This is a genomic window from Streptomyces sp. NPDC041713, from assembly GCF_055591085.1.
Window position 1 is genome coordinate 445,804 of the sequence record NZ_JBVIZY010000004.1, and the last position, 22,777, is coordinate 468,580.

21 protein-coding genes and 1 pseudogene are annotated in these 22,777 nt (G+C 71.7%); 11 read left to right on the forward strand and 11 right to left on the reverse strand.

The window, feature by feature from the left end:
- Window positions 1–85 precede the first annotated feature (85 nt).
- From ACZ6CV_RS15030 to ACZ6CV_RS15060, 7 genes are all read right to left on the reverse strand, one after another.
- On the reverse strand, window positions 86–889 hold the full coding sequence (locus ACZ6CV_RS15030) for an ABC transporter ATP-binding protein (protein WP_362361076.1): 804 nt from the start codon (window positions 887–889) through the stop codon (window positions 86–88).
- Window positions 882–1,820, reverse strand: coding sequence for an ABC transporter permease (locus ACZ6CV_RS15035; RefSeq protein WP_362361074.1), 939 nt, complete (start codon window positions 1,818–1,820; stop codon window positions 882–884). The genes ACZ6CV_RS15030 and ACZ6CV_RS15035 overlap by 8 nt, the downstream gene beginning before the upstream one ends.
- A 94-nt stretch (window positions 1,821–1,914) precedes the next feature.
- Entirely contained in the window at window positions 1,915–2,760 is an 846-nt protein-coding gene (locus tag ACZ6CV_RS15040; RefSeq protein ID WP_469251475.1) for a glycosyltransferase family 2 protein, read from the reverse strand.
- A 53-nt stretch (window positions 2,761–2,813) separates the two neighbouring features.
- Entirely contained in the window at window positions 2,814–3,593 is a 780-nt protein-coding gene (locus tag ACZ6CV_RS15045) for a CDP-alcohol phosphatidyltransferase family protein (protein WP_469251204.1), read from the reverse strand.
- Window positions 3,571–4,635, reverse strand: coding sequence for an iron-containing alcohol dehydrogenase family protein (locus ACZ6CV_RS15050; protein ID WP_362361071.1), 1,065 nt, complete (start codon window positions 4,633–4,635; stop codon window positions 3,571–3,573). The genes ACZ6CV_RS15045 and ACZ6CV_RS15050 overlap by 23 nt, the downstream gene beginning before the upstream one ends.
- Window positions 4,623–5,360 (reverse strand): phosphocholine cytidylyltransferase family protein, encoded by a 738-nt coding sequence (locus ACZ6CV_RS15055; RefSeq protein ID WP_358707186.1) that lies wholly within the window; start codon window positions 5,358–5,360, stop codon window positions 4,623–4,625. Before ACZ6CV_RS15055 ends, ACZ6CV_RS15050 begins: the two co-directional genes overlap by 13 nt.
- Window positions 5,357–7,159: a DUF5941 domain-containing protein gene (locus ACZ6CV_RS15060; RefSeq protein WP_469251476.1), complete on the reverse strand. Its 1,803-nt coding sequence runs from the start codon at window positions 7,157–7,159 to the stop codon at window positions 5,357–5,359. Before ACZ6CV_RS15060 ends, ACZ6CV_RS15055 begins: the two co-directional genes overlap by 4 nt.
- A 309-nt stretch (window positions 7,160–7,468) precedes the next feature.
- Between ACZ6CV_RS15060 and galE the strand changes: the two genes are divergently transcribed.
- The 7 genes from galE (at window position 7,469) to ACZ6CV_RS15095 (ending at window position 15,026) form a co-directional block, all read left to right on the forward strand.
- On the forward strand, window positions 7,469–8,452 hold the full coding sequence (gene galE / locus ACZ6CV_RS15065; protein WP_469251205.1) for a UDP-glucose 4-epimerase GalE: 984 nt from the start codon (window positions 7,469–7,471) through the stop codon (window positions 8,450–8,452).
- 177 nt (window positions 8,453–8,629) lie between these two features.
- Window positions 8,630–9,568: a cation diffusion facilitator family transporter gene (locus ACZ6CV_RS15070; RefSeq protein WP_469251477.1), complete on the forward strand. Its 939-nt coding sequence runs from the start codon at window positions 8,630–8,632 to the stop codon at window positions 9,566–9,568.
- A 230-nt stretch (window positions 9,569–9,798) separates the two neighbouring features.
- Window positions 9,799–11,055, forward strand: a complete 1,257-nt coding sequence (locus tag ACZ6CV_RS15075; protein ID WP_469251206.1) for a bifunctional class I SAM-dependent methyltransferase/N-acetyltransferase — start codon at window positions 9,799–9,801, stop codon at window positions 11,053–11,055.
- 146 nt (window positions 11,056–11,201) lie between these two features.
- Window positions 11,202–11,795, forward strand: coding sequence for an isopentenyl-diphosphate Delta-isomerase (gene idi, locus ACZ6CV_RS15080; protein ID WP_362361060.1), 594 nt, complete (start codon window positions 11,202–11,204; stop codon window positions 11,793–11,795).
- A 263-nt stretch (window positions 11,796–12,058) separates the two neighbouring features.
- Entirely contained in the window at window positions 12,059–12,934 is an 876-nt protein-coding gene (locus tag ACZ6CV_RS15085) for a glycoside hydrolase family 16 protein (RefSeq protein WP_469251207.1), read from the forward strand.
- A 370-nt stretch (window positions 12,935–13,304) separates the two neighbouring features.
- On the forward strand, window positions 13,305–13,811 hold the full coding sequence (locus ACZ6CV_RS15090) for a transglycosylase SLT domain-containing protein (RefSeq protein WP_469251208.1): 507 nt from the start codon (window positions 13,305–13,307) through the stop codon (window positions 13,809–13,811).
- Between the two features lie 75 nt (window positions 13,812–13,886).
- Window positions 13,887–15,026: an LCP family protein gene (locus ACZ6CV_RS15095; protein ID WP_469251209.1), complete on the forward strand. Its 1,140-nt coding sequence runs from the start codon at window positions 13,887–13,889 to the stop codon at window positions 15,024–15,026.
- A 34-nt stretch (window positions 15,027–15,060) separates the two neighbouring features.
- Here ACZ6CV_RS15095 and ACZ6CV_RS15100 read toward each other — a convergent pair whose 3' ends face one another.
- Together ACZ6CV_RS15100 and ACZ6CV_RS15105 are read right to left on the reverse strand one after the other, a co-directional pair.
- The gene (locus ACZ6CV_RS15100) at window positions 15,061–15,561 is read right to left on the reverse strand and encodes an ATP-binding protein (RefSeq protein ID WP_469251478.1); all 501 of its coding nucleotides are present in this window, start codon (window positions 15,559–15,561) and stop codon (window positions 15,061–15,063) included.
- Between the two features lie 129 nt (window positions 15,562–15,690).
- A complete protein-coding gene (locus tag ACZ6CV_RS15105; RefSeq protein WP_469251210.1) occupies window positions 15,691–16,377 on the reverse strand; it encodes an HdeD family acid-resistance protein in 687 nt (228 codons plus the stop codon).
- A gap of 90 nt (window positions 16,378–16,467) precedes the next feature.
- Here ACZ6CV_RS15105 and ACZ6CV_RS15110 point away from each other — a divergent pair, with 90 nt between their 5' ends.
- Window positions 16,468–17,220, forward strand: a complete 753-nt coding sequence (locus ACZ6CV_RS15110) for an enoyl-CoA hydratase/isomerase family protein (protein ID WP_469251211.1) — start codon at window positions 16,468–16,470, stop codon at window positions 17,218–17,220.
- A 16-nt stretch (window positions 17,221–17,236) separates the two neighbouring features.
- Here the strand turns inward: ACZ6CV_RS15110 and ACZ6CV_RS15115 are convergent, their stop codons facing one another.
- The gene (locus tag ACZ6CV_RS15115; RefSeq protein ID WP_469251212.1) at window positions 17,237–17,893 is read right to left on the reverse strand and encodes a DJ-1/PfpI family protein; all 657 of its coding nucleotides are present in this window, start codon (window positions 17,891–17,893) and stop codon (window positions 17,237–17,239) included.
- 7 nt (window positions 17,894–17,900) lie between these two features.
- Window positions 17,901–18,902 carry a GlxA family transcriptional regulator gene (locus ACZ6CV_RS15120; RefSeq protein ID WP_469251213.1) on the reverse strand — a complete coding sequence of 334 codons (1,002 nt, stop codon included), beginning with the start codon at window positions 18,900–18,902 and terminating at the stop codon, window positions 17,901–17,903.
- A gap of 170 nt (window positions 18,903–19,072) precedes the next feature.
- On the opposite strand from ACZ6CV_RS15120, the gene ACZ6CV_RS15125 reads away from it, so the two are divergent.
- The 3 genes and pseudogenes from ACZ6CV_RS15125 (at window position 19,073) to ACZ6CV_RS15135 (ending at window position 22,775) form a co-directional block, all read left to right on the forward strand.
- Entirely contained in the window at window positions 19,073–19,963 is an 891-nt protein-coding gene (locus ACZ6CV_RS15125; RefSeq protein WP_469251214.1) for an SCO6745 family protein, read from the forward strand.
- 112 nt (window positions 19,964–20,075) lie between these two features.
- Window positions 20,076–20,204, forward strand: a pseudogene (locus ACZ6CV_RS15130) (LPFR motif small protein); the annotation flags it as partial.
- A 123-nt stretch (window positions 20,205–20,327) separates the two neighbouring features.
- On the forward strand, window positions 20,328–22,775 hold the full coding sequence (locus tag ACZ6CV_RS15135) for a Tex family protein (protein WP_469251215.1): 2,448 nt from the start codon (window positions 20,328–20,330) through the stop codon (window positions 22,773–22,775).
- The last annotated feature ends 2 nt before the right edge of the window (window positions 22,776–22,777 follow it).

Genomic DNA, 22,777 nt, shown 5'->3' on the forward strand with positions numbered 1-22,777 from the left:
ACACCATGTCACGACAGTGCCCCGCCGGATCGCTCCTGGCGGGGCACTGCTGCCGAACGGGTGCACGTCCGATGGCTCAAACGGACTACTTGCCCGTGAACTTCTCGTACTCCTTTATGACCTCGTCGGTCGGGCCGTCCATGCGCAGCTCGCCGCGCTCCAGCCACAGCACGCGGTCACAGGTGTCGCGGATCGACTTGTTGTTGTGGCTGACCAGGAAGACCGTGCCGGCCTCCTTGCGCAGCTCGCGGATGCGGGCCTCGGAGCGCTTCTGGAACTTGCGGTCACCGGTGGCCAGGGCCTCGTCGATCATCAGGACGTCGTGGTCCTTGGCGGCCGCGATGGAGAACCGCAGACGGGCCGCCATGCCGGACGAGTAGGTGCGCATCGGGAGGGTGATGAAGTCACCCTTCTCGTTGATGCCGGAGAAGTCGACGATGTCCTGGTAGCGCTCGCGGATCTGCTCGCGCGACATGCCCATGGCGAGACCGCCGAGGATGACGTTGCGCTCACCCGTCAGGTCGTTCATCAGGGCGGCGTTGACGCCGAGCAGCGAGGGCTGGCCGTCGGTGTAGACCTTGCCCTGCTCGGCGGGGAGCAGCCCGGCGATGGCGCGCAGCAGGGTGGACTTGCCGGAGCCGTTCGACCCGATGAGGCCGATGGCCTCGCCGCGGTAGGCGGTGAAGCTGACGCCGCGTACGGCGTGCACCTTGCGCACGCCGCGCTCCTCGCCGCGCCGCAGGATCCGGCTCAGCGCGGAGGTGGCGCTGCCCTTGCCCGTCTTCGCGCCGTTGACGCGGTAGACGATGTGCAGCTCGTCGGCGATGACGGTGGGGATGTGCCCCTTGCCGGCGTTCTTGCCGAGGTCCTCGGTGTTGTCGTCAGCCACGGCCGTAGCGCTCCTCAGCCTTCCAGAAGTACACGAATCCGACCGCGCCGAGCAGCACGGCCCAACCGACGGCGAAGGCCCACACGTGCGGCGGCAGGTAGGAGGATCCGTAGTCGTCGATCATGGCGAACCGGATCAGGTCCATGTAGATCGAGGCGGGATTCCACTGGAGCACGTCGCCGACCCAGCCGGGCACGCTCTCCTTGTCGGCGAGCATCGCGGGGATGCTGAACATGACGCCCGACGCGTACATCCAGGTGCGCATCACGAACGGCATCAGCTGGGCGAGGTCGGGGGTCTTGCTGCCCATCCGCGCGAAGATGAGCGCGAGACCGGTGTTGAAGACGAACTGCAGGACCAGCGCGGGAAGCACCAGGAGCCAGGACAGGGCCGGCAGGATCCCGAACGCCAGCATGATCACGACGAGCACGATCATCGAGAAGAGCAGCTGCTGGAGCTGCTGCAGCGCGAAGGAGATCGGCAGCGAGGCCCGCGGGAAGTGCAGCGCCCTGACCAGGCCGAGGTTCCCGGAGATCGCCCGCACGCCCGCCATCACCGAGCTCTGCGTGAACGTGAAGACGAAGACACCCGTCACCAGGAACGGCACGTAGATCTCGTGCGGGATGCCCCTCCTCGCGCCGAGGAGCAGTCCGAAGATGAAGAAGTAGACCGCCGCGTTCAGCAGCGGCGTCGCCACCTGCCAGAGCTGTCCCAGCTTGGCCTGGCTGTACTGGGCGGTCAGCTTCGCCTGGGAGAAGGCGAGGATGAAGTGGCGCCGTCCCCAGAGCTGGCGGACGTACTCGAAAAGTCCGGGCCGGGCGCCGCTGACGGTCAGACCGTACTTGGCGGCGAGGTCGGCCCGGGAGAGCCCGTCATCGGGCGACGGGGTCGCGGTCACCGCGACCCCGCCGTCATGCGTTGTCTCACTCACGAGTGGAAACTTTCGTCTTCAGATGCGCAGCCGGTCGGGCGTAGGCGTGGGCCAGGGACCGGGGTACGGCCCGATGCTCTCAGATCCGAGCTTGTCAGATGACAGGAGGTCGTCCCAGTCGGGTCAGCCGCCACACGGTACGCCACTTCATGGGTGTACGCGGCCCGCAGGGCGTCGTCCAGCCCTCCTTGAAGCCGCCGAACCAGGCCTTCAGGGCCGGGCCCGAGGGGCGCCGGGCGAGGGTGAGCAGCATCCAGACGCCGAGGTAGACCGGGACGAGCGGCGCGGGGAGGTTGCGGCGGGCCAGCCAGACGCGGTTGCGGGCCACCATGCGGTGGTAGACCGCGTGCCGCGAGGGGGCCGTCGTCGGGTGGAAGAGGACCATGTCGGAGCGGTAGTCGATCATCCAGCCGGCGTTCAGCGCGCGCCAGGCGAGGTCGGTCTCCTCGTGCGCGTAGAAGAACTCGCCGGGCAGGCCGCCGACCTCGGCGAGGACCTTCGTACGGACGGCGTTGGCGCCGCCGAGGAAGGTCGTCACGCGCGAGGAGCGCATCGGGTCCGAGGCCCGCAGCCGCGGCACGTGCCGCCGCTGGGTCTCCCCCGTGTCCGGGTCCGCGATGCGGAAGCTGATGATGCCGAGCTCCGGGTCGGCGGCGAACGCCTTGCGGCACAGCTGGGCCGTGTCCATGGTGGCGAGGAGGCCGTCGTCGTCGAGGAAGAGCAGGATGTCGACGTCGGTGCCGCCGGGCCCGAAGGCCTCGATGCCGACGTTGCGGCCGCCGGGGATGCCGAGGTTCTCGGGCAGTTCGACGGTGCGGACGCCGGCGGGGACCTCGGGCACGGGGGCGCCGTTGCCGACCACGACCACCTCGACCGGGTCGCCGTCCTGCTTGGCGACCGAGTCGAGGAGGGCGCGCAGCTCCTGGGGCCGGTTGCCCATCGTGATGATGACGGCGCCGACCTTGAGCTGCTCTGCCGGGGTGCTCGGGGTGCTCACTTCAACCTGCTCGATACGAGGATGGACACGAGGTGGAGCAGGGTCTGCAGCAGCGCGATGCCCGCGAGCACGGCGACGCCCAGACGGGAGAAGAACAGGTCGCCCCTGGCCTGGTCCACGAACGCGATGAGCAGGATCAGCAGGGACGCCTCGACCCCGAGGATCAGCCGGTGGAACTTGAGCGCGGCGGCGGCCCGGCGGGCCAGCGCCATGCCCGAGGAGCGCGGCTCGGCCGCGGACTCCTTGACCGGCTCCTTGCCCGTCTGGTGACGGGCGACGCCGACGAGGTCGGTCTCCGCCTTGATCAGGATCGCGCCGAGCGCGGCCAGCGTGCCGAGGAAGGCCCACAGCCAGTCGATGCGGCCCGAGCCCCAGATGTCGGCGGCGCGCAGCCCGAAGCCGACCAGGACCGCGGCGTCGCACAGATAGGCGGCGACCCGGTCCAGGTAGACCCCGGCCATCGAGTACTGCTTCTTCCAGCGGGCGATCTCGCCGTCGACGCAGTCGAGCAGCAGATAGAGCTGGACCGCGAGCACGCCGAGCACGGCGCCCGTGATCCCCGGCACCAGAAGGGCCGGGGCGGCGAGGGCGCCGGCCACGGTCATCACGTAGGTCAGCTGGTTGGGCGTGACCTTCGTGTTCACCAGGTGCCGGTCGATGCGCAGGGAGACCTCGCGCATGTAGAGCCGGCCGGCCCAGTGTTCGCCGCTCCGCCGGTCCTTCACCCCCGGGGGGTGAACAACCGGGCGGAGCTCAGCTACCGATGGCTTTTGCATAGTCGGCGTATGCGTCCCTGATCTGGTCGGTGGACAGGTCGAGGTGTTCGAGGATCGTGTAGCGGCCCGGCCGGGTCTGCGGAGCGAACTCCACGACCTGGACGAACTCGTCCACGGTGAAGCCGATCTCCTCCGGCAGCACGGGCAGGCCGTGCCGGCGCAGCACCGAGGCCATGAACGCCGACTCCTCGTGGGCACCGCGCAGGTGCATCGCGAAGGCCGCGCCCAGGCCGCACTGCTCGCCGTGGCTGGCGGCGCGCTTGGGGAAGAGGAGGTCGAAGGCGTGGTTGATCTCGTGGCAGGCGCCGGACGCCGGGCGGGAGTCGCCCGACACGGACATCGCGATGCCGGTGAGGACCAGCCCCTCGGCCAGGACCTGCAGGAAGGCGTCGTCGCCGACGCCGCCGGGGTGGCGGAGCACGGCCTCGCCGGCCTGGCGGGCCATGGCGGCCGCGAGACCGTCGATGTCCTCGCCGCGCTCGCGGGCGGCGAGCTCCCAGTCCCGGATCGCGGAGATGTTGGACAGCGCGTCGCCGATGCCGGAGCGGACGAAACGGACGGGGGCCTCACGGATCACGTCGAGGTCGATGACGACCGCGATGGGGTTCGGCACACCGTACGAGCCGCGGCCCGCGTCGTTGTCGAGGGTCGCGACCGGCGAGCAGAGGCCGTCGTGCGACAGGTTCGTCGCGACGGCGACCAGCGGCAGGCCGACGCGCGCCGCGGCGAACTTGGCGCAGTCGATGATCTTGCCGCCGCCGAGGCCGACGACGGCGTCGTAGCGGCCCTTCTTCATGGCGTCGGCGAGCTTGATGGCGTCGTCGAGGGTGCCGCCGCCCACCTCGAACCATTCGGCGCCGGGCAGCGACGGCATCAGCCGGTCCCGCAGGACCGCGCCGGAGCCGCCGCTGATGGCGATGGCGAGCTTGCCGGTCGACGAGCAGATCCGCTGGTCGGCGAGGACCCCGGCCAGGTCGTTGAGTGCCCCCGGCCGGATGTCGACGACGACCGGCGAGGGGATGAGCCTCGTCAGTACTGGCACGCGATCTCCCGGCCCTTGGCGAGGTCGTCGTGGTTGTCGATCTCGACCCACGTGACGTCGCCGATCGGGGCCACGTCGACCTTGAAGCCGCGGTTGACGAGCTCCTGGTAGCCGTCCTCGTAGTAGAGGTCGGGGTCGCGCTCGAAGGTGGTCTTCAGGGCGTCGGCGAGCTCGTCGGCGGCGGAGCCCTCGATGAGGGTGACGCCGATGTACTCGCCGGTGGCCTCGGAGGGGTCCATCAGCTTGGTGATGCGCTGCACGCCCTTGGCGTCGTCGACGATGACCTTCATCTCCTCGTCGGCGAGCTGCTTCACCGTGTCGAGGGCGAGGATGATCTTCTGGCCATTGCCGCGGGCGGCGAGCAGCGTCTTCTCGACGGAGACCGGGTGCACGGTGTCGCCGTTGGCGAGGATCACGTCGTGCTTGATGGCGTCACGGCCGCACCACAAGGAGTAGGCGTTGTTCCACTCCTCGGCCTTGTCGTTGTCGATCAGGGTCAGCTTGAGGTTGTACTTCGCCTCGAGCGCCGCCTTGCGCTCGTAGACGGCCTCCTTCTTGTAGCCGACGATGATCGCGACCTCGGTCAGACCGATCTCGGCGAAGTTGCCGAGCGTCAGGTCGAGGATCGTGGTCTCCCCGTCGACGGGCACCAGAGCCTTGGGCAGCGTGTCCGTGTAGGGACGAAGACGCCGTCCGGCGCCTGCGGCAAGGACGAGGCCGATCATGCGGGTTCTCCTTCATCGTGTACGGCGGGTGCGCCACGCTTGTGAGCGGTCACCCAGAAGCTGATGCTCTCGACGAGCACCACGAGTGCCACGGCCACGGCGAGTGCCGTGAGCGCGACGGTGAAATCCGAGGCGGGCAGCAGGGTCGCGGCCAGCGCGACCACGAGGGTCCTGCCGTCCTGGCCGCCGATCGATCGCACCAGCCGGCGCGGGGGCGCGCCGGTGCCGCCCTTGATGCGGTACACCGTGTCGTAGTGATGGTAGGCGACCGCGGCCACGAGCCCGAAAGCCGCCGGAAGCGCTCCGTTCACATCGGCGTTGGCCGCGAGGACCAGAATCGTGCCGTACTCCGCCGCGCGGAAGAACGGCGGGACCAGCCAGTCGAGGGGGGCCTTGAGGGGCCGGGACAGCGCGAGGCCGCTGAGGACGACGTGGACCACGGCGGCGACGACGACCCACGGACTGCCGTAAGAGGTGAAGGCGCCCACCGCCACGACCGCCGCGCCGCCGATGAGGGCGATGACGGGGGCGGGCAGCGGCCATCCGCGCTTCAGGGCGGCGAACGAGTCGGCCAGCAGGCCGTTGTCGGCGAGGTCGGAGAGGGCGAGCGCGGCACGGTCGGTGCGGGCGGCCTTGCGGGTCACCGAGCGCAGGACGCGTCCCGCGGTGGTGTAGCAGGCGGCCAGCGCACAGCCGATGAGCAGGACGACGAGCGTGATGCGGGGGGTGGTGACGGCGGTGAGCACCGCGATCATCGCCCAGCGCTCGCCGATGGGCAGCACGATCATCCGGCGCAGCCAGACCGTCCATCCGACGCTGTCGAGCTTGTCGGAGAGGGCTGCGGTGGGGCTGGTGTTGGTGGCCGTGCTGTCGGAGTTCGCCTCGTTGAAGGCGAAGTCCACGACGTGCCGGCAGGTCTGCAGGACCATCGCGCCGAGCGCGAGCGCCCACACGTCGTCGCCGCCGCGGGCCGCGCCGAGCGCGAGGCCCGCGTAGTACGCGTACTCCTTGGCGCGGTCGAAGGTCGCGTCGAGCCAGGCGCCGAGCGTCGAGTACTGCAGGGAGTAGCGGGCGAGCTGCCCGTCCGTGCAGTCGAGGACGAAGGAGACGAGGAGCAGCAGGCCCGCCGCGACGAAGCCGCCGCGCGTACCGGTCGCCGCGCAGCCCGCCGCGATCAGGGCGGTGAGCAGCGAGGCGGTGGTGACCTGGTTCGGGGTCAGGCCCCGGCGGGCGCACCAGCGGGCGATGTAGCGCGAGTACGGGGAGATGCAGTACGTGGTGAAGAAGCCGTCCCGCGACTTGACCGCGGTGCGCAGGCGGACCGCCTCGTCGTCCACGGCTGCGACGGCCTGGCGTGCCTCGTTCCTCGACTGCGGGTCGCTGGGCACGGTGGCGACGAGGGTGCCGAGGTCGGGGCGGTGCACGTCGGTGGTGCCGGACTCCATGGCGGCGGCGATGTCGTCCGGGAGCGCGTCGAGCGTGACGACGGCGCCCGCGGGGCCGGCGCTCGCGCGCAGGGCGCGGGTCAGTTCGGGGCGGGCCTCCGGCTTGGCCGTGACGGCGCCGGGCACGGCGCAGGCGGCGAAGCGGGGGTCGGTGAGGGCCAGGCGCAGCGCGTGGACGTGGCCGACGAAGCGCGCGTCGACGACGGCGACCCGCTGGTCACCGGGGACGGCGGCGAGCAGCGTCTCGGCGTCCGCCGCGTCGGAGGCGACCCGCACGTCGAAGCCCAGGGACCGCAGATCGCCTTCGAGCGGCGACCCGGGGACCGGCTGACCGGTGAGGATGGCGGTCGACAGACGAACTCACTCCTTGAGTACCGGCGCGGCTCGCGCCGGGCACATGCGTAAGGGGAGCGCCCCTGGCCACAGCGGCCGGGCGGCACGTCGGCAGAGGCTATCGGATGCTGGGAAGCGGGCGTTCATCACCCGTTCACGCCCCGGTCAGGGCGGCCTGCGAGGGCCTCGGCCTTCGCGATCATCATGGTGGATGGGGGGCCGCGGCCACAAACCGCGCCCGTACACTGCCCGGCTTGCCCGCATAGCGCCCGTCTGTACCGGCGCACCGGGCCCGTCGGCGCGGGCGGGGTTCGCTTAGGGTGGGCGCCCATGACATGGCTGATCACAGGCGGAGCGGGTTACATCGGGGCACATGTGGCGCGGGTCATGGCCGGTGCCGGGGAGGACGTCGTCGTCCTGGACGACATCTCGTCGGGGGTGCCGCAGCGGCTTCCCGCGAACGTGCCGCTGGTGAAGGGCTCCTCGCTGGACGGGGAGCTGCTGCGCCGGGTTTTCGCCGAGTACGGCGTCCGCGGGGTGGTGCACCTCGCGGCCCGCAAGCAGGTCGGGGAGTCGGTGGAGCAGCCGCTGCGCTACTACCGGGAGAACGTGGGCGGCCTGACGACGCTTCTCGATGCGGTCGCCGAGGCGGGCATCAAGCGGTTCGTCTTCTCCTCGTCGGCCGCGGTGTACGGCGATCCGCCGGACGCGGAGCTGGTGCCGGAGGACGCCCCCTGCGTCCCGGTCAGCCCGTACGGCGAGACGAAGCTCGCCGGTGAGTGGCTGGTGCGGGCGGCCGGGCGGGCGCACGGCATCGGGACCGTGTGCCTGCGCTACTTCAACGTGGCGGGCGCCGCGGCGCCGGAGCTCGCGGACACCGGGGTGTTCAACGTGATCCCGATGGTCTTCGACCGGCTGCGGCGCGACGAGGCGCCGCGCATCTTCGGCGACACCCACCCGACGCCGGACGGCACCTGCGTCCGCGACTACGTGCACGTGTCCGACCTGGCCGAGGCCCATCTGGCGGCGGCGCGGCGGCTCGCGGGCGGCGCGGAGGGCGATCTGACGGTGAACATCGGCCGGGGGCGCGGCGTTTCCGTACGCGAACTCGTCACCCTCATCGGCGAGGTGAGCGGGGACACCCGTCCCGCGCTCGTGGAGCCGGCCCGGGCCGGTGACTCGCCGCGCGCGGTGGCCGACGCCCGGCTGGCCGCCGCCGAGCTCCGCTGGACGGCCCGGCGCGGGGTGCGCGAGATGGTCGAGTCGGCCTGGGAGGGATGGTGCCTGCACCACCCCGACGCGCGCCGCGACTGATCGTCCGGGCGCCCTGACCTGCACCCCTCTCCTTCCCGGCAATCATTGCCATTTTCGCAGGTCAGGGAGATGACAACGGTGTTCAGTGCCGCGTTGCCAGATACCCCCCACCCGTAGTTCACTGTGGTCCGCGACCAGCGAACGGCAGAACCGATGACCGACTCGGGAGGCGGCTCCATGGGGGCTGGGCACGATCACGGACACACGCACGGGCCACCGGCCACGGGGACGGCGGCCCACGCCTACAAGGGGCGGTTGCGCATCGCCCTCGCCATCACGATCACGGTCATGCTGGCCCAGATCGTGGGCGGTGTCCTCGCGGACTCCCTCGCGCTCGTCGCGGACGCGGCGCACATGGCCACGGACGCCCTGGGGCTCGGCATGGCCCTGCTCGCGATCCACTTCGCCAACCGGCCGCCCACCGAGAACCGCACCTTCGGCTTCGCCCGTGCCGAGATCCTCGCCGCACTGGCCAACTGTCTGCTGCTGCTCGGCGTCGGCGGCTATGTGCTGTACGAGGCGGTGGAGCGGTTCATCACGCCCGCGCAGACGGAGGGCAGCCTCGCCATCTACTTCGGCGCCTTCGGTCTCGTCGCCAACCTGATCTCGCTGTCGCTGCTGATGCGCGGGCAGCAGGACAGCCTCAATGTCCGCGGCGCCTTCCTGGAGGTCGTCGCGGACACCCTCGGCTCGGTCACCGTCATCATCGCGGCGGGCGTGATCATGCTCACCGGGTGGCAGGCCGCGGACCCGATCGCCTCGCTGGTCATCGGCTTCATGATCGTCCCGCGTACGGTCAAGCTCCTCAAGGAGACGTTGAACGTGCTCCTGGAGTCGGCGCCCAAGGGGGTCGACATGGCGGAGGTGCGGGCCCACATACTCGACCTGCCGGGCGTCGAGGAGGTCCACGACCTGCACGCCTGGACCATCACCTCGGGCATGCCGGTGCTCTCCGCGCACGTCGTGGTGGGCTCCGACACCCTCGACTCGATCGGCCACGAGAAGATGCTGCACGAGCTGCAGGGCTGCCTCGGCGACCACTTCGACGTCGAGCACTGCACCTTCCAGCTGGAGCCGAGCGGCCATGCGGAGCACGAGGCCAAGCTCTGCCATTGAGGCGCCGCCGTCACTGTCGGTGTTATCGTGGCCCGCGTTCCTGAGTCCTGTGGAGGTGGGTTGATGACTGCCGTGACCGGCGCCGCACTGCGCGGCGACACGTGCATCCCCACGCTCCGGACGCGCGTCTGACCTCTCGTACAGCACACGCACGACGCGTACTCCACACGTACGCCTCGTACATCACACGTACAACGGGTCCGCGGGTCCTCCACACAAGGAACTCCACGGTGACCGACCACACCTCCGTCCACCGCGCCTTCTTCGCCCTGCACCACGGGCTGCCCCGGCAGGGCCCCGGCTCCGACGCCACCTCGCGGCGGCTGCTCTCCCTCGCGGGCGCGCTGCCCGAGCGGCCCCGCGTCCTCGACCTGGGTTGCGGCCCGGGCAGGTCCGCGCTCCTCCTCGCCGCCGAGGCCGGCGCCGAGGTGACCGCCGTCGATCTGCACGAGCCGTTCCTCGACGAACTCCGGGCCGCCGCGCGGGCCCGCGGGCTCGCCGGCTCGATCACCGCCGTCCGCGCCGACATGGCCGAACTCCCCTGCCCGGACGGCTCGTTCGACCTGATCTGGGCCGAGAGCTCGGCCTACGCCATCGGCTTCGACACCGCACTGCGCGCCTGGCGGCGGCTGCTCGCCCCCGGCGGGGCGCTCGTCCTCACCGAGTGCGAGTGGACCGCCGCCGAGCCGTCCGCGCCGGCCCGCGCCTTCTGGGACCGGCACTACACGCTGCGGACCGGCGAGGAGAACATCCGGGCCGCCACGGCCGCCGGGTACTCCGTGCTGGGCACGTACCGGCAGCCCGAGCCCGACTGGGACGAGTACTACGGACCGCTGGGCGCCCGCGCGGACGCGGCGGACCCGGACGCCCCCGGCATCGCCGAGGCGCTGGCCGCCACCCGTGAGGAGATCGCGATGCGGGGTGAGCACGGGACGGAGTACGGCTACACCGGCTACGTCCTGCGGCCGGCGGACTCCTGGCCGACCCGGCCGGAGACCGAGTCCGACGTCGCCGCGGTGCACGCCGTGCACGCCGCCGCCTTCGAGACCCGGGCGGAGGCCGATCTGGTCGACGCGCTGCGCGCGGACACCGAGGCCTGGCTGCCCGGTCTGTCGTGCGTCGCCGAGGCGCCCGACGGTTCGGTGGCCGCGCACGCGTTGCTCACCCGCTGCCGGGTGGGCGGTGCGCCCGCGCTGGCGCTCGCGCCCGTCGCCGTGCTCCCCGCCCATCAGCGCACCGGGGCGGGCTCGGCGGTCGTGCGCGCGCTGCTCGACGCGGCGCGTGCGCGGGGCGAGCGGCTCGTCGTCGTGCTCGGCCACCCCTCGTACTATCCGCGCTTCGGTTTCGAGCCCGCTTCCGGGTACGGGATCCGGCCAGGTTTCGAGGTGCCCGACGAGGCGATGATGGCGCTCGTGCTGGACGGATCCGACGATTCCGCCGGGTTGCCGCGGGGCACGATCCAGTATCCGGCCGCCTTCGGCGTCTGAACGCTTGACCGGGCGCTCGCACGCGAGCGCCCGGCGCGTGTCCCGTCCGCGCCCCGACGCGGCCGGACATGCGGGCCCTCGAAGTGCCGGGGGCGTCCGGAACGTACGGCAGACTTGGCACTCGAAGACCGAAGCGAAGGATGGGTATGCCGATCACACCTGCCACCGCGGCGAACAGCTCGTCGAACGGCACCGGAGAAGCGATCTTGCTGGAACTCGTCGACGAGGACGGCAGGACGATCGGCACAGCGGAGAAACTCTCCGCGCATCAGGCGCCCGGGCAGCTGCACCGGGCGTTCTCCGTCTTCCTCTTCGACGAACAGGGGCGGCTGCTGCTGCAGCAGCGCGCCCTCGGCAAGTACCACTCCCCCGGCGTTTGGTCGAACACCTGCTGCGGCCACCCCTACCCCGGCGAGGCGCCCTTCGCGGCGGCCGCCCGGCGTACGTACGAGGAGCTGGGCGTCTCGCCGTCGCTGCTCGCCGAGGCGGGCACGGTGCGCTACAACCACCCCGACCCGGAGTCCGGGCTCGTGGAGCAGGAGTACAACCACCTGTTCGTCGGCATGGTGCAGTCCGCGCTGAGCGCGGACCCGGCGGAGATCGGCGCCACCGCGTTCGTGACGGCGGCGGAGCTGGCCGAGCGGCACGACCGGGACCCGTTCTCCGCGTGGTTCATGACCGTGCTCGACGCGGCGCGCCCCGCGATCAAGGAGCTGACCGGCCCGGCGGCGGGCTGGTAGCCGCCCGCCCCATCGGACCGCTCCGCGGGACCACCCGAGGCCGGCCCCGTTCCGTCGACGACGGAGCGGGGCCGGCCTCTTCTCCGAGTGACCCGCGGACGGCCGGAGTTGGTCCGCACCAACTCCTTGACGGGCTATGAGAGTCGCCCTTAAATCAAGTACTGAACGAAGTGGGCGCGGCCGATCATGGCAGCGTTCAGCTTCTGACCGTTGCTTGTCATGCGCATGCCCCATCCGCCACCGCCCCCACGCGAAGCGATGTGATGACCGTGCACTTCTCCCCCCACCGCCGCACCAAGCTCTGCGCGCTCGCCCTGGCCTGCGGCGCGGCCAGCCTGGCCGTGCTGCCGTCCGCCTCGGCCGAGCCCGCGCCCCGCTCCCCCGCCGCCACGGCCGCGGCCGCCACGTTCACCGACGACTTCAACGGGCCCGCCGGGTCCGCGGTCGACGGCGGGAAGTGGCAGATCGAGACGGGCGACAACGTCAACAACCACGAGCGGCAGTACTACACCTCCGGCAACAAGAACGCCGCGCTCGACGGCCAGGGCAACCTGGTCATCACCGCGCGCAAGGAGAACCCCGGCAACTACCAGTGCTGGTACGGCCGGTGCGAGTACACCTCGGCCCGGCTGAACACCGCGGGCAAGTTCACCCAGACCTACGGGCACGTCGAGGCCCGGATGAAGATCCCGCGCGGCCAGGGCATGTGGCCGGCGTTCTGGATGCTCGGCGCCGACATCGGCAGTGTGGGCTGGCCGCAGAGCGGCGAGATCGACGTGATGGAGAACGTGGGCTTCGAGCCCGGCACGGTGCACGGCACCCTGCACGGGCCCGGCTACTCCGGCTCCGGCGGGATCGGCGCGGGGTACACGCTGCCCGGCGGCGAGGCGTTCGCGGACAAGTTCCACACCTTCGCCGTCGACTGGTCGCCGAACAAGGTCACCTGGTCCGTGGACGGCACCGTCTACCAGACCCGCACCCCGGCCGACCTGGGCGGCAAGCAGTGGGTCTTCGACAAGCCCTTCTTCGTCATCCTCAACCTCGCGGTCGGCGGCTACTGGCCCGGCGACCCCGACGGCAACACGAGCTTCCCCCAGCAGCTCGTCGTCGACTACGTCCATGTGACGACCGGCAACTGAGATCCGCCGCCCTCGAGGAGGGCACCACGTGCGACCGGCCCGGGTCGGCCTCAGGCCGTCCGGGCCGTCGTCATGCGGTGACCCACGCCACCTCGGGGGGCTCAGGGCTGTGAAGCCACTCATAGGGGTCAGATCACATGCGAAGGGAAATAGTAGGTGCTTCGGGGCAGCTGCCCCGGGGGTTTGGGGCACTTCGGGCCGGTTCCGGCCGGGCACGACTGCGTACCGGGGTAGTACGTCACACCATTGCGTCCGCCGGGGGCCATCGCTAACTCTGGCTGACGTCGCCGGAGCTCGGGGACACCGCCGGGCACAGTCGCCCGCTGCGGACCGAGCTCCCTCTACGTCCCCCCTGAGGAGTCAATCCCCCATGGCCACGACCAAGACGCTCAACCGTGCCGCTCGCTTCCGCAAGATCTCCATCGCCGGCATCGCCACCACCGGTGCGATGGCCGCCGCCCTGACGGTGGCGCCCTCCGCCGCCCACGCCGCGGAGCCCACCAAGGCGAGCACCGCGGTGACGCAGGCGGCCAAGAAGGCCGACAAGAAGTCCTACGCCAACAACCTCGACGGCTGGATCCGCCAGTCCCTCGACATCATGAAGTCGAAGGGCATCCCCGGCTCCTACGAGGGCCTGCACCGCAACATCATGCGCGAGTCCGCCGGTGACCCGAACGCCCAGAACGGCTGGGACGTCAACGCGCAGAACGGCACCCCGTCCAAGGGCCTGCTGCAGGTCATCCAGCCCACCTTCGAGGCCTACCACGTCTCCGGCACCGCAAACTCCCTGACCGACCCGGTCGCCAACATCACCGCGGCCGCGAACTACGCCGCCGACAAGTACGGCTCGATCGACAACGTCGACTCCGCCTACTGAGCGACCGGCCGACCACCCACGGTGACCTGGACCACTCGGTCACCCAGACCCCCCGGTCCCTAGGAGAGTCAGCGCATGCCGCACGAGAGCGGGAACGAGCACCCGGCGCCTTCGGCCGACGGCCCCGCAATCCCCGACTACGGACCCGCGCGGGTACGGCGCTCACGGCGCAAGCCCCGGAAGAAGGCCCTGCGCTACGTCGCATGGGGCGCCCTGGGCCTGGTGCTCGTCGGTGGCGGAGGCGTCGCCTACGCCTGGCAGCACCTCAACGGCAACATCCAGGGCACGGACGTCGACGCCGCCCTGGGCCACGACCGGCCCGCCGGGCAGCGGGACGGCTCGATGAACATCCTCCTGCTCGGGTCCGACTCCCGGGCGGGGACGCACGGCGAATACGGCCGGGGCGTCAGCGGGGCGCGCGCCGACACGGCGATGGTCCTGCACGTCGACAAGACCCACAAGAAGGCCTCGGTCGTCAGCATCCCGCGCGACACCATGGTGCAGCGGCCCTCGTGCGCGCCGTCCCACGGCGGCGCCGGCGCGGCGGGCGCGCAGCAGGCCATGTTCAACTCCTCGTACCAGGTCGGCGGGCCCGCGTGCACCGTCAAGACGGTCGAGAAGATGTCGGGCGTCCGCATGGACCACTACCTCGAAGTCGACTTCAAGGGGTTCCAGAAGCTCATCGACGAGCTAGGCGGCGTGGACATCACCACCCACAAGGCCATCAAGGACCCCAACAGCGGTCTCTCGCTCACCGCGGGCAAGCACACCCTGAAGGGCAAGCAGGCCCTGGAGCTCGTCCGCACCCGGCACGGCGTCGGGGACGGCAGTGACCTCGGCCGCATCCAGCTGCAGCAGGCCTTCATCAAGGCCCTGATCCACCGCGCCGACACCGTCGACCCGCTCAGCGACCCCGCCACCTCCTACGACCTGGCCGACACCGCCACCAAGACGGTGAGCGCCGACTCCGGGCTGGCCTCTGCGGACAAGCTGCTCGGCCTGGCCAAGGAGCTGAAGGGCATCAGCCCGGACCGCACGAACATGGTGACGATGCCGGTCACGTACGACGCGCAGGACTCCGGCCGGGTCAAGCCGCTCGACAAGGCGTCGCACCAGGTCTGGGACGCGCTGCGGCAGGACAGGCCGATACCGAAGTCCGCCACCCAGGACTCGGTGGGCGACCGGGGCGACTCGCCGGTCTCGGCGGGCTCCTGATCCCCGGCGGGCCACCGGTCCGTACGGGCGCGGGTCAGACACCACCGGGCTTGAGGGGCAGCGCGGCCCAGATGACCTTGCCCCCGCTCGCGGTGTGCTCGACGTCGCAGGCGCCGCCCGCCTCCTGAGTGATCTCCCGTACGAGAAGCAGTCCCCTGCCGCCCGTCTGGCCGTGGTCCGCCACCAGCGCCGTCGGGCGGTAGGGGTGGTTGTCCTCGACGGAGACCCGGACCCACTCGGTGCCGACCGCCACCTCCACGGCGAGCATCGGCGAGAGCAGGGCCGCGTGGCGCACCGCGTTGGTGACCAGTTCGGAGACGATCAGGAGCAGGCCCTGTACGAGGTCGTCCGGGGCCGGCACGCCCTGCCGGGCCAGCAGGTCGCGCACCGCGTGCCGGGCCTGGGGCACCGAGGCGTCGACGGCGGGTGCGGTGAAGCGCCACACGCCCTCGTACGGCATCGGCCCGGCACCGCCCGGGAGCGGCGGCGGGCCACCGCTCGGGAGCGGGCCGGGAACCCTCCCGCCGTTCTCCATCGTCCGGTCGCCGTCCTTGCGCTCGATTGTCGCCACACATCGAGTGTTGGGACTGCTCTGGTCCGGACCGCTCCACTGACCAGAAGTCAGCGACTATCGACGGGTTTTGACCGGCGGTGCATGACGTCGTCAGGTGTGCGACTGTTCATGCCCCTGTTGTTCTTTCTTCAAGCGCTCTTCAGGTTGTACGAGACTCACGATGCGGCGCCCGCCGATGCCCGTGGCGATCAGGCCGAGGCCGTCGAAGAGCAGGGCCAGCGAGAAGAAGCACCCGATGACGTACTTGCTGCTGCTCGGCCAGTCGGCGAGGACGAGGATGCCGATGAGCAGCCCGAAGGCGCCCTGCAGCAGCGTCAGGGCGAACTGCGGGCCCCGTACCACCAGGCTGCCGACCAGCCGGAAGACCCCGCCGGTGAGGAAGAGCAGGGCCGCGAACATCGTCAGCGCCTCCGCCGCGACGTCGGGCTTGCGGATGATCACGACGCCCGCCGCGAGGTTCAGCGCGGCGACCACCACGCCGAGCCAGAAGAAGCTGCTTCCCCGGGACTGGACCGCGTGCAGCAGGCCGACGATGCCGCCGACCAGCAGAAGCCACCCGAACAGGATCATCGAGGTCAGCGTGGCGACACCGGTGTAGACGAGGCCGACGAGCCCGGCCACGGCCAGGATCACGCCCAGCAGGGCGAGCCAGCCGAAGCTGCGGCTGAGCCGGGCGCCCTGGCCGCCGGAGCCGCCGGTCCCGGCGGCTCGGTCGGTTCCGGCGGTCCCGGCGGTGGTGGTGCCCCTGTCGGCTCCGGCGTCCTTGCGTCCGAGCATCAGCGTCTCCGTCCGATTGCCCCGTATGCGCCTTTCGTCCTCCACTCCTTCTTGATCGTACGTTCGAGGGGAGCGGATAGCATCCGGCGCATGGAGCCGCAGCTGAGGCACGCCGTCACGGACGGCGTCGCCACCGTCGTCATCGACCATCCGGCCAAGCGCAACGCCATGACCGCCGACATGTGGCGTCAGGTGCCGCCGCTGTTCGGGGCGCTTGCCGCCGATCCCGCGGTGCGCGCGGTCGTCCTGACCGGCGCGGGTGACACCTTCTGCGCGGGGGCCGACATCTCCACGCTGCGCGAGTCCGCGGGCACGGCGCAGGAGCTCGCGGTGCGGGCCGAGGAGGCCCTGGCGGCCTGTCCCAAGCCGACGCTGGCGATGGTGCGCGGGTACTGCGTGGGCGGGGGCGCCCAGCTGGCGGGCGCGTGCGACCTGCGGTTCGCGGACGAGGGTGCGCTGTTCGGCGTCACACCGGCGAAGCTGGGCATCGTCTATCCCGCGTCGTCCACCCGGCGGCTCGTCTCCCTCGTGGGTCCGGCCACCGCCAAGTACCTGCTGTTCTCCGGTGAGTTGATCGACGCCGAGCGGGCGCTGCGCACCGGTCTGGTGGACGAGGTGCTGCCGTCCGGAGGTTTGGAGAAGCGGGTCGCGGAGTTCACCCGGGTCCTCGCCTCGCGCTCCCGGCTGACCCAGGCGGCGGCGAAGGAGTTCGCGACGGGGCGCACCGACCGGGACGCGTACTGGACGGAACAGGCACGCGGCAGCGGCGACACCGCCGAGGGGGTCGCCGCCTTCCTGGAGCGCAGGCCGCCGCGCTTCACGTGGAGCCCGGCGGCCGACTGAGCGGGGAGCGGTCCGTCTACCGGGCCGCCCGCTCCTGCGCCCACTGCTCGAAGCGGCTGCCGTCGCGGAACGCCTCGACGAGGTGCGCGGGCGCCTTGTCGGGGGATCCCGCGTCGTACGGCGGCTGCGGGTCGTACTCGGTGAGCAGCTGTACGGTCTGCGCGTGCTCGTCGCCCGCGATCCGGCCGGCCAGCGCGAGGCCCATGTCGATGCCGGCCGAGACGCCGGCCCCGGTGACGTCCTTGCCGTCGAAGACGACCCGCTCCCCCGTCGCCTCGACGCCGAGCCGGGTCAGTTCGGGCAGGCCCAGCCAGTGCGAGGTGGCGCGGCGCCCCTTGAGGAGGCCGGCCGCGGCGAGGGCCAGCGAGCCCGTGCACACCGAGGTGGTCCAGGTGGACGTGGCGTCGACCGTGCGGAGCCAGTCCAGGAGCACCTGGTTCTCCATCTGGTCGCTCTGGCCCGGGCCGCCGGGCACCACCACGATGTCGGGGCTCCGCACCTCGGCGAAGGACTTGTCGGCGACGAGGGCGAGCGTGCCGTTGTCGTCGCGTACCGGCCCCGCCTGCTCCGCCACGAAGACGGTCTCGTAGCCGGGCAGGGAGCTCAGCATCTGGTAGGGGCCGATGGCGTCCAGGACGGTGAAGCGCTCGTACAGGGCGATCGCGATCTGCATGGTGTCCCTATCGGTGTGAGTGACGGGTGGCAGCGCCGGCCGGTGCGGCCGGCGCGGGGTGGAAGCGGCGGCGGTACTCGGCCGGCGCCGTGCCGAGCGTCTTGACGAAGGCGCGCCGCATGGCCTCCGGTGTGCCGTAGCCACTGGCCCGCGAGACCTGTTCGACGCCGTCGTCGGTGTCCTCCAGGAGGCGGCGGGCGTGTTCGACGCGGACGCGCTCGACGTACTTGCCCGGAGTGAGCCCGGTGTCCGCCTGGAAGGCGCGGGCGAAGTGCCGGGGCGAGAGCCGGGCGCGCGCGGCCAGCGCCTCCACGGAGAGGTCCGCCGCCGGGTGTTCGCTGATCCAGCGCTGGAGCTCGCGCAGCGGCTCGCGCCGCGCGGTCTGCGCGGCGAGCTGGACGCTGAACTGTGCCTGGTTGCCCGGCCGGCGCAGGAAGACCACCAGGTGACGGGCGATGGTGAGGGCCACCTCGCGGCCGAAGTCCTCCTCGACGAGGGCGAGGGCCAGGTCGATGCCCGCGGTCACCCCGGCGGACGTGGCCACGTGGCCGTCGCGCACATAGATGGGGTCCGGGTCGACCTCGATGCCCGGGTGGTCCCTGGCCAGCCTGGCGCAGTACGCCCAGTGCGTCGTCGCGCGGCGCCCCTCCAGCAGGCCCGCCTCGGCCAGCCGGATGGCGCCGGTGCAGACCGACACGAGGCGCGCCGCCCGCGGGCCGTGCACGCGCAGCCAGTCGACCAGCCCCGGATCACCGCCCCGGGTCCCCATGCCGCCCGGGACCAGCAGGATGTCCGGCACCGGGGCGTCGGCGAGCGCCGAGTCAGGGGTCAGGGTGAGGCCACTGGACGTGCGGACGGGGGCGCCCTCCAGGGAGGCGGTGCGGACGCGGTAGCCGCCCCCGGGGTCGCCGAGGCAGTGTCCGACCCCCGCGAAGACCTCCACGGGGCCCGTGACGTCGAGGCTCTGGACGTCGTCGAAGAGGACGACCAGGACGGTTCGCTGCTCCATGCCTCGATTCTTGGCGCGCGCGGCGATGGCCGCAATGACGAGGACCCCACCTTTCCTGCCATCCCGCGCGGACGTGCGGCCCCCTTTGGATCCCCTTGCGCGGGCCGTTGTGCGGCCGTTGTGTGGGGCTCCCCACGGACGACATACCAACCAGTAGGTACCGTGCCCCCATGACCTCTTCGACGACCTCCCCCGCCGGCTCCGCCCTGCCCCCGCGCGCGGGCCGCCGCTGTCACAACGTGCTCAACTCCCTGCACTCCACGCACTACTTCTCGCCCGACTCCGCCCAGGAGCTGAAGGAGTACGGGATCACCCACCCCGCGGCGGTCAACTTCGCGCTGCGCGCGGCGGCGATGGGTCCCGTAGGACCCGGGACCGTGGCCGCCACCTTCTACAACTACAAGTACGAGTTCGTCGCCGCGCACGTGCCCGCGGTGTGGCGCTCGGCCACGCCCGAGCAGGCGGGCGCGGCCCGGCTGCGCGCCGTCGACACGACGCTGCGGCGCCTCCTCGGCGAGGAGCTCGTCGCCTCGCCCGAGATGGCGGAGGCCGCCGGGCTCGCGCTGCGCGCCACCGAGGCCTGCGGCCGGGGCGCCCGCCCGCTGTACGCCGCCCACGCCGACCTGCCCGTCCCCGACGCGCCGCACCTCGCCTACTGGCACGCGGCGACGCTGCTCCGTGAACACCGCGGCGACGGACACGTGAGCGTGCTGCTCGACGCCGAACTCGACGGCATCGAGGCCCTGGCGAGCCACACCGCGACCGGCAAGGGCATGACGCCCAAGTGGGTCTTCGCCACCCGCGGCTGGAACCAGGAGGAGTGGGACGCCGCCGTCGAGCGGCTGCGCGGGCGCGGACTCCTCGACGGCGAGGGCGAGTTGACGGAGGCGGGCGTGGCGCTGCGCCGGGACATCGAGGAGGAGACGGACCGCCTGGACCGCGCCCCGTACGAGCACTTGGGCGCCGAGGGCGTCGAACGGCTCACGGAGCTCGGCACCCTCTTCATCGGCACCGCGCTGCAGGCCGGCGCGTTCCCGGCGAACCTGCTCGGCAAGGGCTGAAAGCCCGTCTTCGAGCCGTTTCGGCATGGTCGGGCCGCTTCGCGGTACCCGGTCGTCTCCTGGCCGCCACCCCGGCCACCCCGGCCCCGCCGGGAGACGAGAGGGGAAAGCCATGTTCCGTGCGATAGCGGATGTCCTGCGCCAGATCGGGGGTGCCATCGCCACCGTCGTGACCCTGCCGTTCCGTGCCGTGGCGAGCCTGTTCGGCGGAGCCTCGCGTTCCGCCGGGCGGGGCGGACGGGGCGGCCGGGGCGCGGGGCGACGGTCGGGTCGGACGGGACGCGGCCGACGGGTCTGATCACCCTCTGTCGGCGCCACCTGCCACAATTGCCCGGCAACCTCAGCGAGAAGGCGGTACCGGAACGTGGCAGCTTTGAAGACGTCCACCCCTGCGTCCATCGAAGGCAGGATCGCCGAGGAGCTCGGCGTACGGGAGCGGCAGGTGAAGGCCGCCGTCGACCTGCTCGACGGCGGGTCCACGGTGCCCTTCATCGCGCGCTACCGCAAGGAAGCGACCGAGATGCTCGACGACGCGCAGCTGCGCACGCTCGAGGAGCGGCTGCGCTATCTGCGCGAGCTGGAGGACCGGCGCGCCGCGATCCTCGACTCGGTCCGTGAGCAGGGCAAGCTCACGGACGAGCTGGAGGCGCGGATCCGCGAGGCGGACACGAAGGCGCGGCTCGAGGACATCTATCTGCCCTTCAAGCCGAAGCGGCGCACGAAGGCGCAGATCGCCCGCGAGGCGGGCCTCGAGCCGCTGGCCGACGGGCTGCTGAGCGACCCCACCGTGGAACCGCAGGCGGCCGCCGCCGCGTTCGTGGACGCCGACAAGGGCGTCGCCGACGCCCAGGCCGCGCTCGACGGGGCGCGGGCGATCCTCGCCGAGCGGTTCTCGGAGGACGCCGACCTGATCGGCGAGTTGCGCGAGCGCATGTGGGTGCGCGGCAGGATCGCCGCGAAGGTCCGCGAGGGCAAGGAGGAGGCGGGCGCCAAGTTCGCCGACTACTTCGACTTCACCGAGCCGTTCACCGAGCTCCCCTCGCACCGCGTCCTCGCCATGCTGCGCGGCGAGAAGGAGGAGGTCCTCGACCTGGTCCTGGAGCCGGAGGAGCCGCCCGCCACGCCGGGCACCCCGTCCACGTACGAGGGGATCGTCGCCCAGCGGTTCGGCGTCGCCGACCAGGGCCGGCCGGGCGACAAGTGGCTGCAGGACACGGTGCGTTGGTCCTGGCGCACCCGTATCCTCGTGCACCTCGGGATCGACCTGCGGCTGCGGCTGCGGACCGCCGCCGAGGACGAGGCGGTGCGGGTCTTCGCGTCGAACCTCCGCGACCTGCTGCTCGCGGCGCCCGCGGGCACGCGCGCGACGCTGGGCCTCGACCCCGGGTTCCGTACGGGCGTGAAGGTCGCCGTCGTCGACGCCACCGGCAAGGTCGTCGCGACCGACACGATCCACCCGCACGTCCCGGCGAACAAGTGGGACCAGTCCCTGGCCACGCTGGCGAAGCTGGCCAAGGAGCACGAGGTCGACCTGATCGCCGTCGGCAACGGCACCGCGTCCCGCGAGACCGACAAGCTCGCGGGCGAACTCATCGCCAAGCACCCGGAGTTGAACCTCACCAAGGTGATGGTCTCCGAGGCGGGCGCCTCCGTGTACTCGGCGTCGGCCTTCGCCTCCCAGGAGCTGCCGGACCTCGACGTCTCGATCCGCGGCGCCGTCTCCATCGCCCGGCGCCTGCAGGACCCGCTGGCCGAGCTGGTGAAGATCGACCCGAAGTCGATCGGCGTCGGCCAGTACCAGCACGACCTGTCCGAGGTGAAGCTCTCGCGCTCGCTGGACGCGGTCGTCGAGGACTGTGTGAACGGCGTCGGCGTGGACGTGAACACCGCGTCCGCCCCGCTGCTCGCCCGGGTCTCCGGCATCGGCGCCGGCCTCGCGGAGAACATCGTGGCGCACCGCGACGCCAACGGCCCCTTCAAGAGCCGCAAGGGCCTCAAGGACGTGGCCCGGCTCGGCCCGAAGGCGTACGAGCAGTGCGCGGGCTTCCTCCGCATCCGCGGCGGCGACGACCCGCTGGATGCCTCCAGCGTGCACCCGGAGGCCTATCCGGTGGTGCGCAAGATGGTGAAGTCGGCCGGGGGCGAGGTCGGTTCGCTGATGGGCAACACCGGGGCGCTGCGCGCGCTCAGGCCGGACGACTTCGTGGACGAGGTGTTCGGTCTGCCGACCGTCACGGACATCTTGAAGGAGCTGGAGAAGCCCGGGCGCGACCCGCGTCCGGCCTTCAAGACGGCGACCTTCAAGGAGGGCGTCGAGAAGCTCTCCGACCTGGCCTCCGGAATGGTTCTGGAGGGCGTGGTCACCAATGTCGCCGCGTTCGGCGCCTTCGTCGACATCGGCGTGCACCAGGACGGCCTGGTGCACGTGTCGGCCATGTCGAAGACCTTCGTCAAGGACCCGCGGGACGTCGTCAAGCCCGGCGACGTCGTCAAGGTGAAGGTCATGGACGTCGACATCCCGCGCAAGCGGATCTCGCTGACGCTGCGCCTGGACGACGAGGCGGGAGCCGGCGCGGGTGACGCGGGCGGGGACCAGCCGAAGCGCGGCGGGGGCCGTCCGCCGCAGCAGCGTCAGGGGCAGCGCCAGCAGCAGGGCCAGCGCCAGCAGCAGGGCCAGGGCTCACGCGGTGCCGGTGGCGGCCGCGGCGGCCAGCGTGGCCAGAAGCCGCAGCGGCAGGGCCCGCCGCCCGCCAACGACGCGATGGCCGACGCGCTGCGGCGGGCCGGTCTGCTGGACCCCGAGCGCCGCTGACG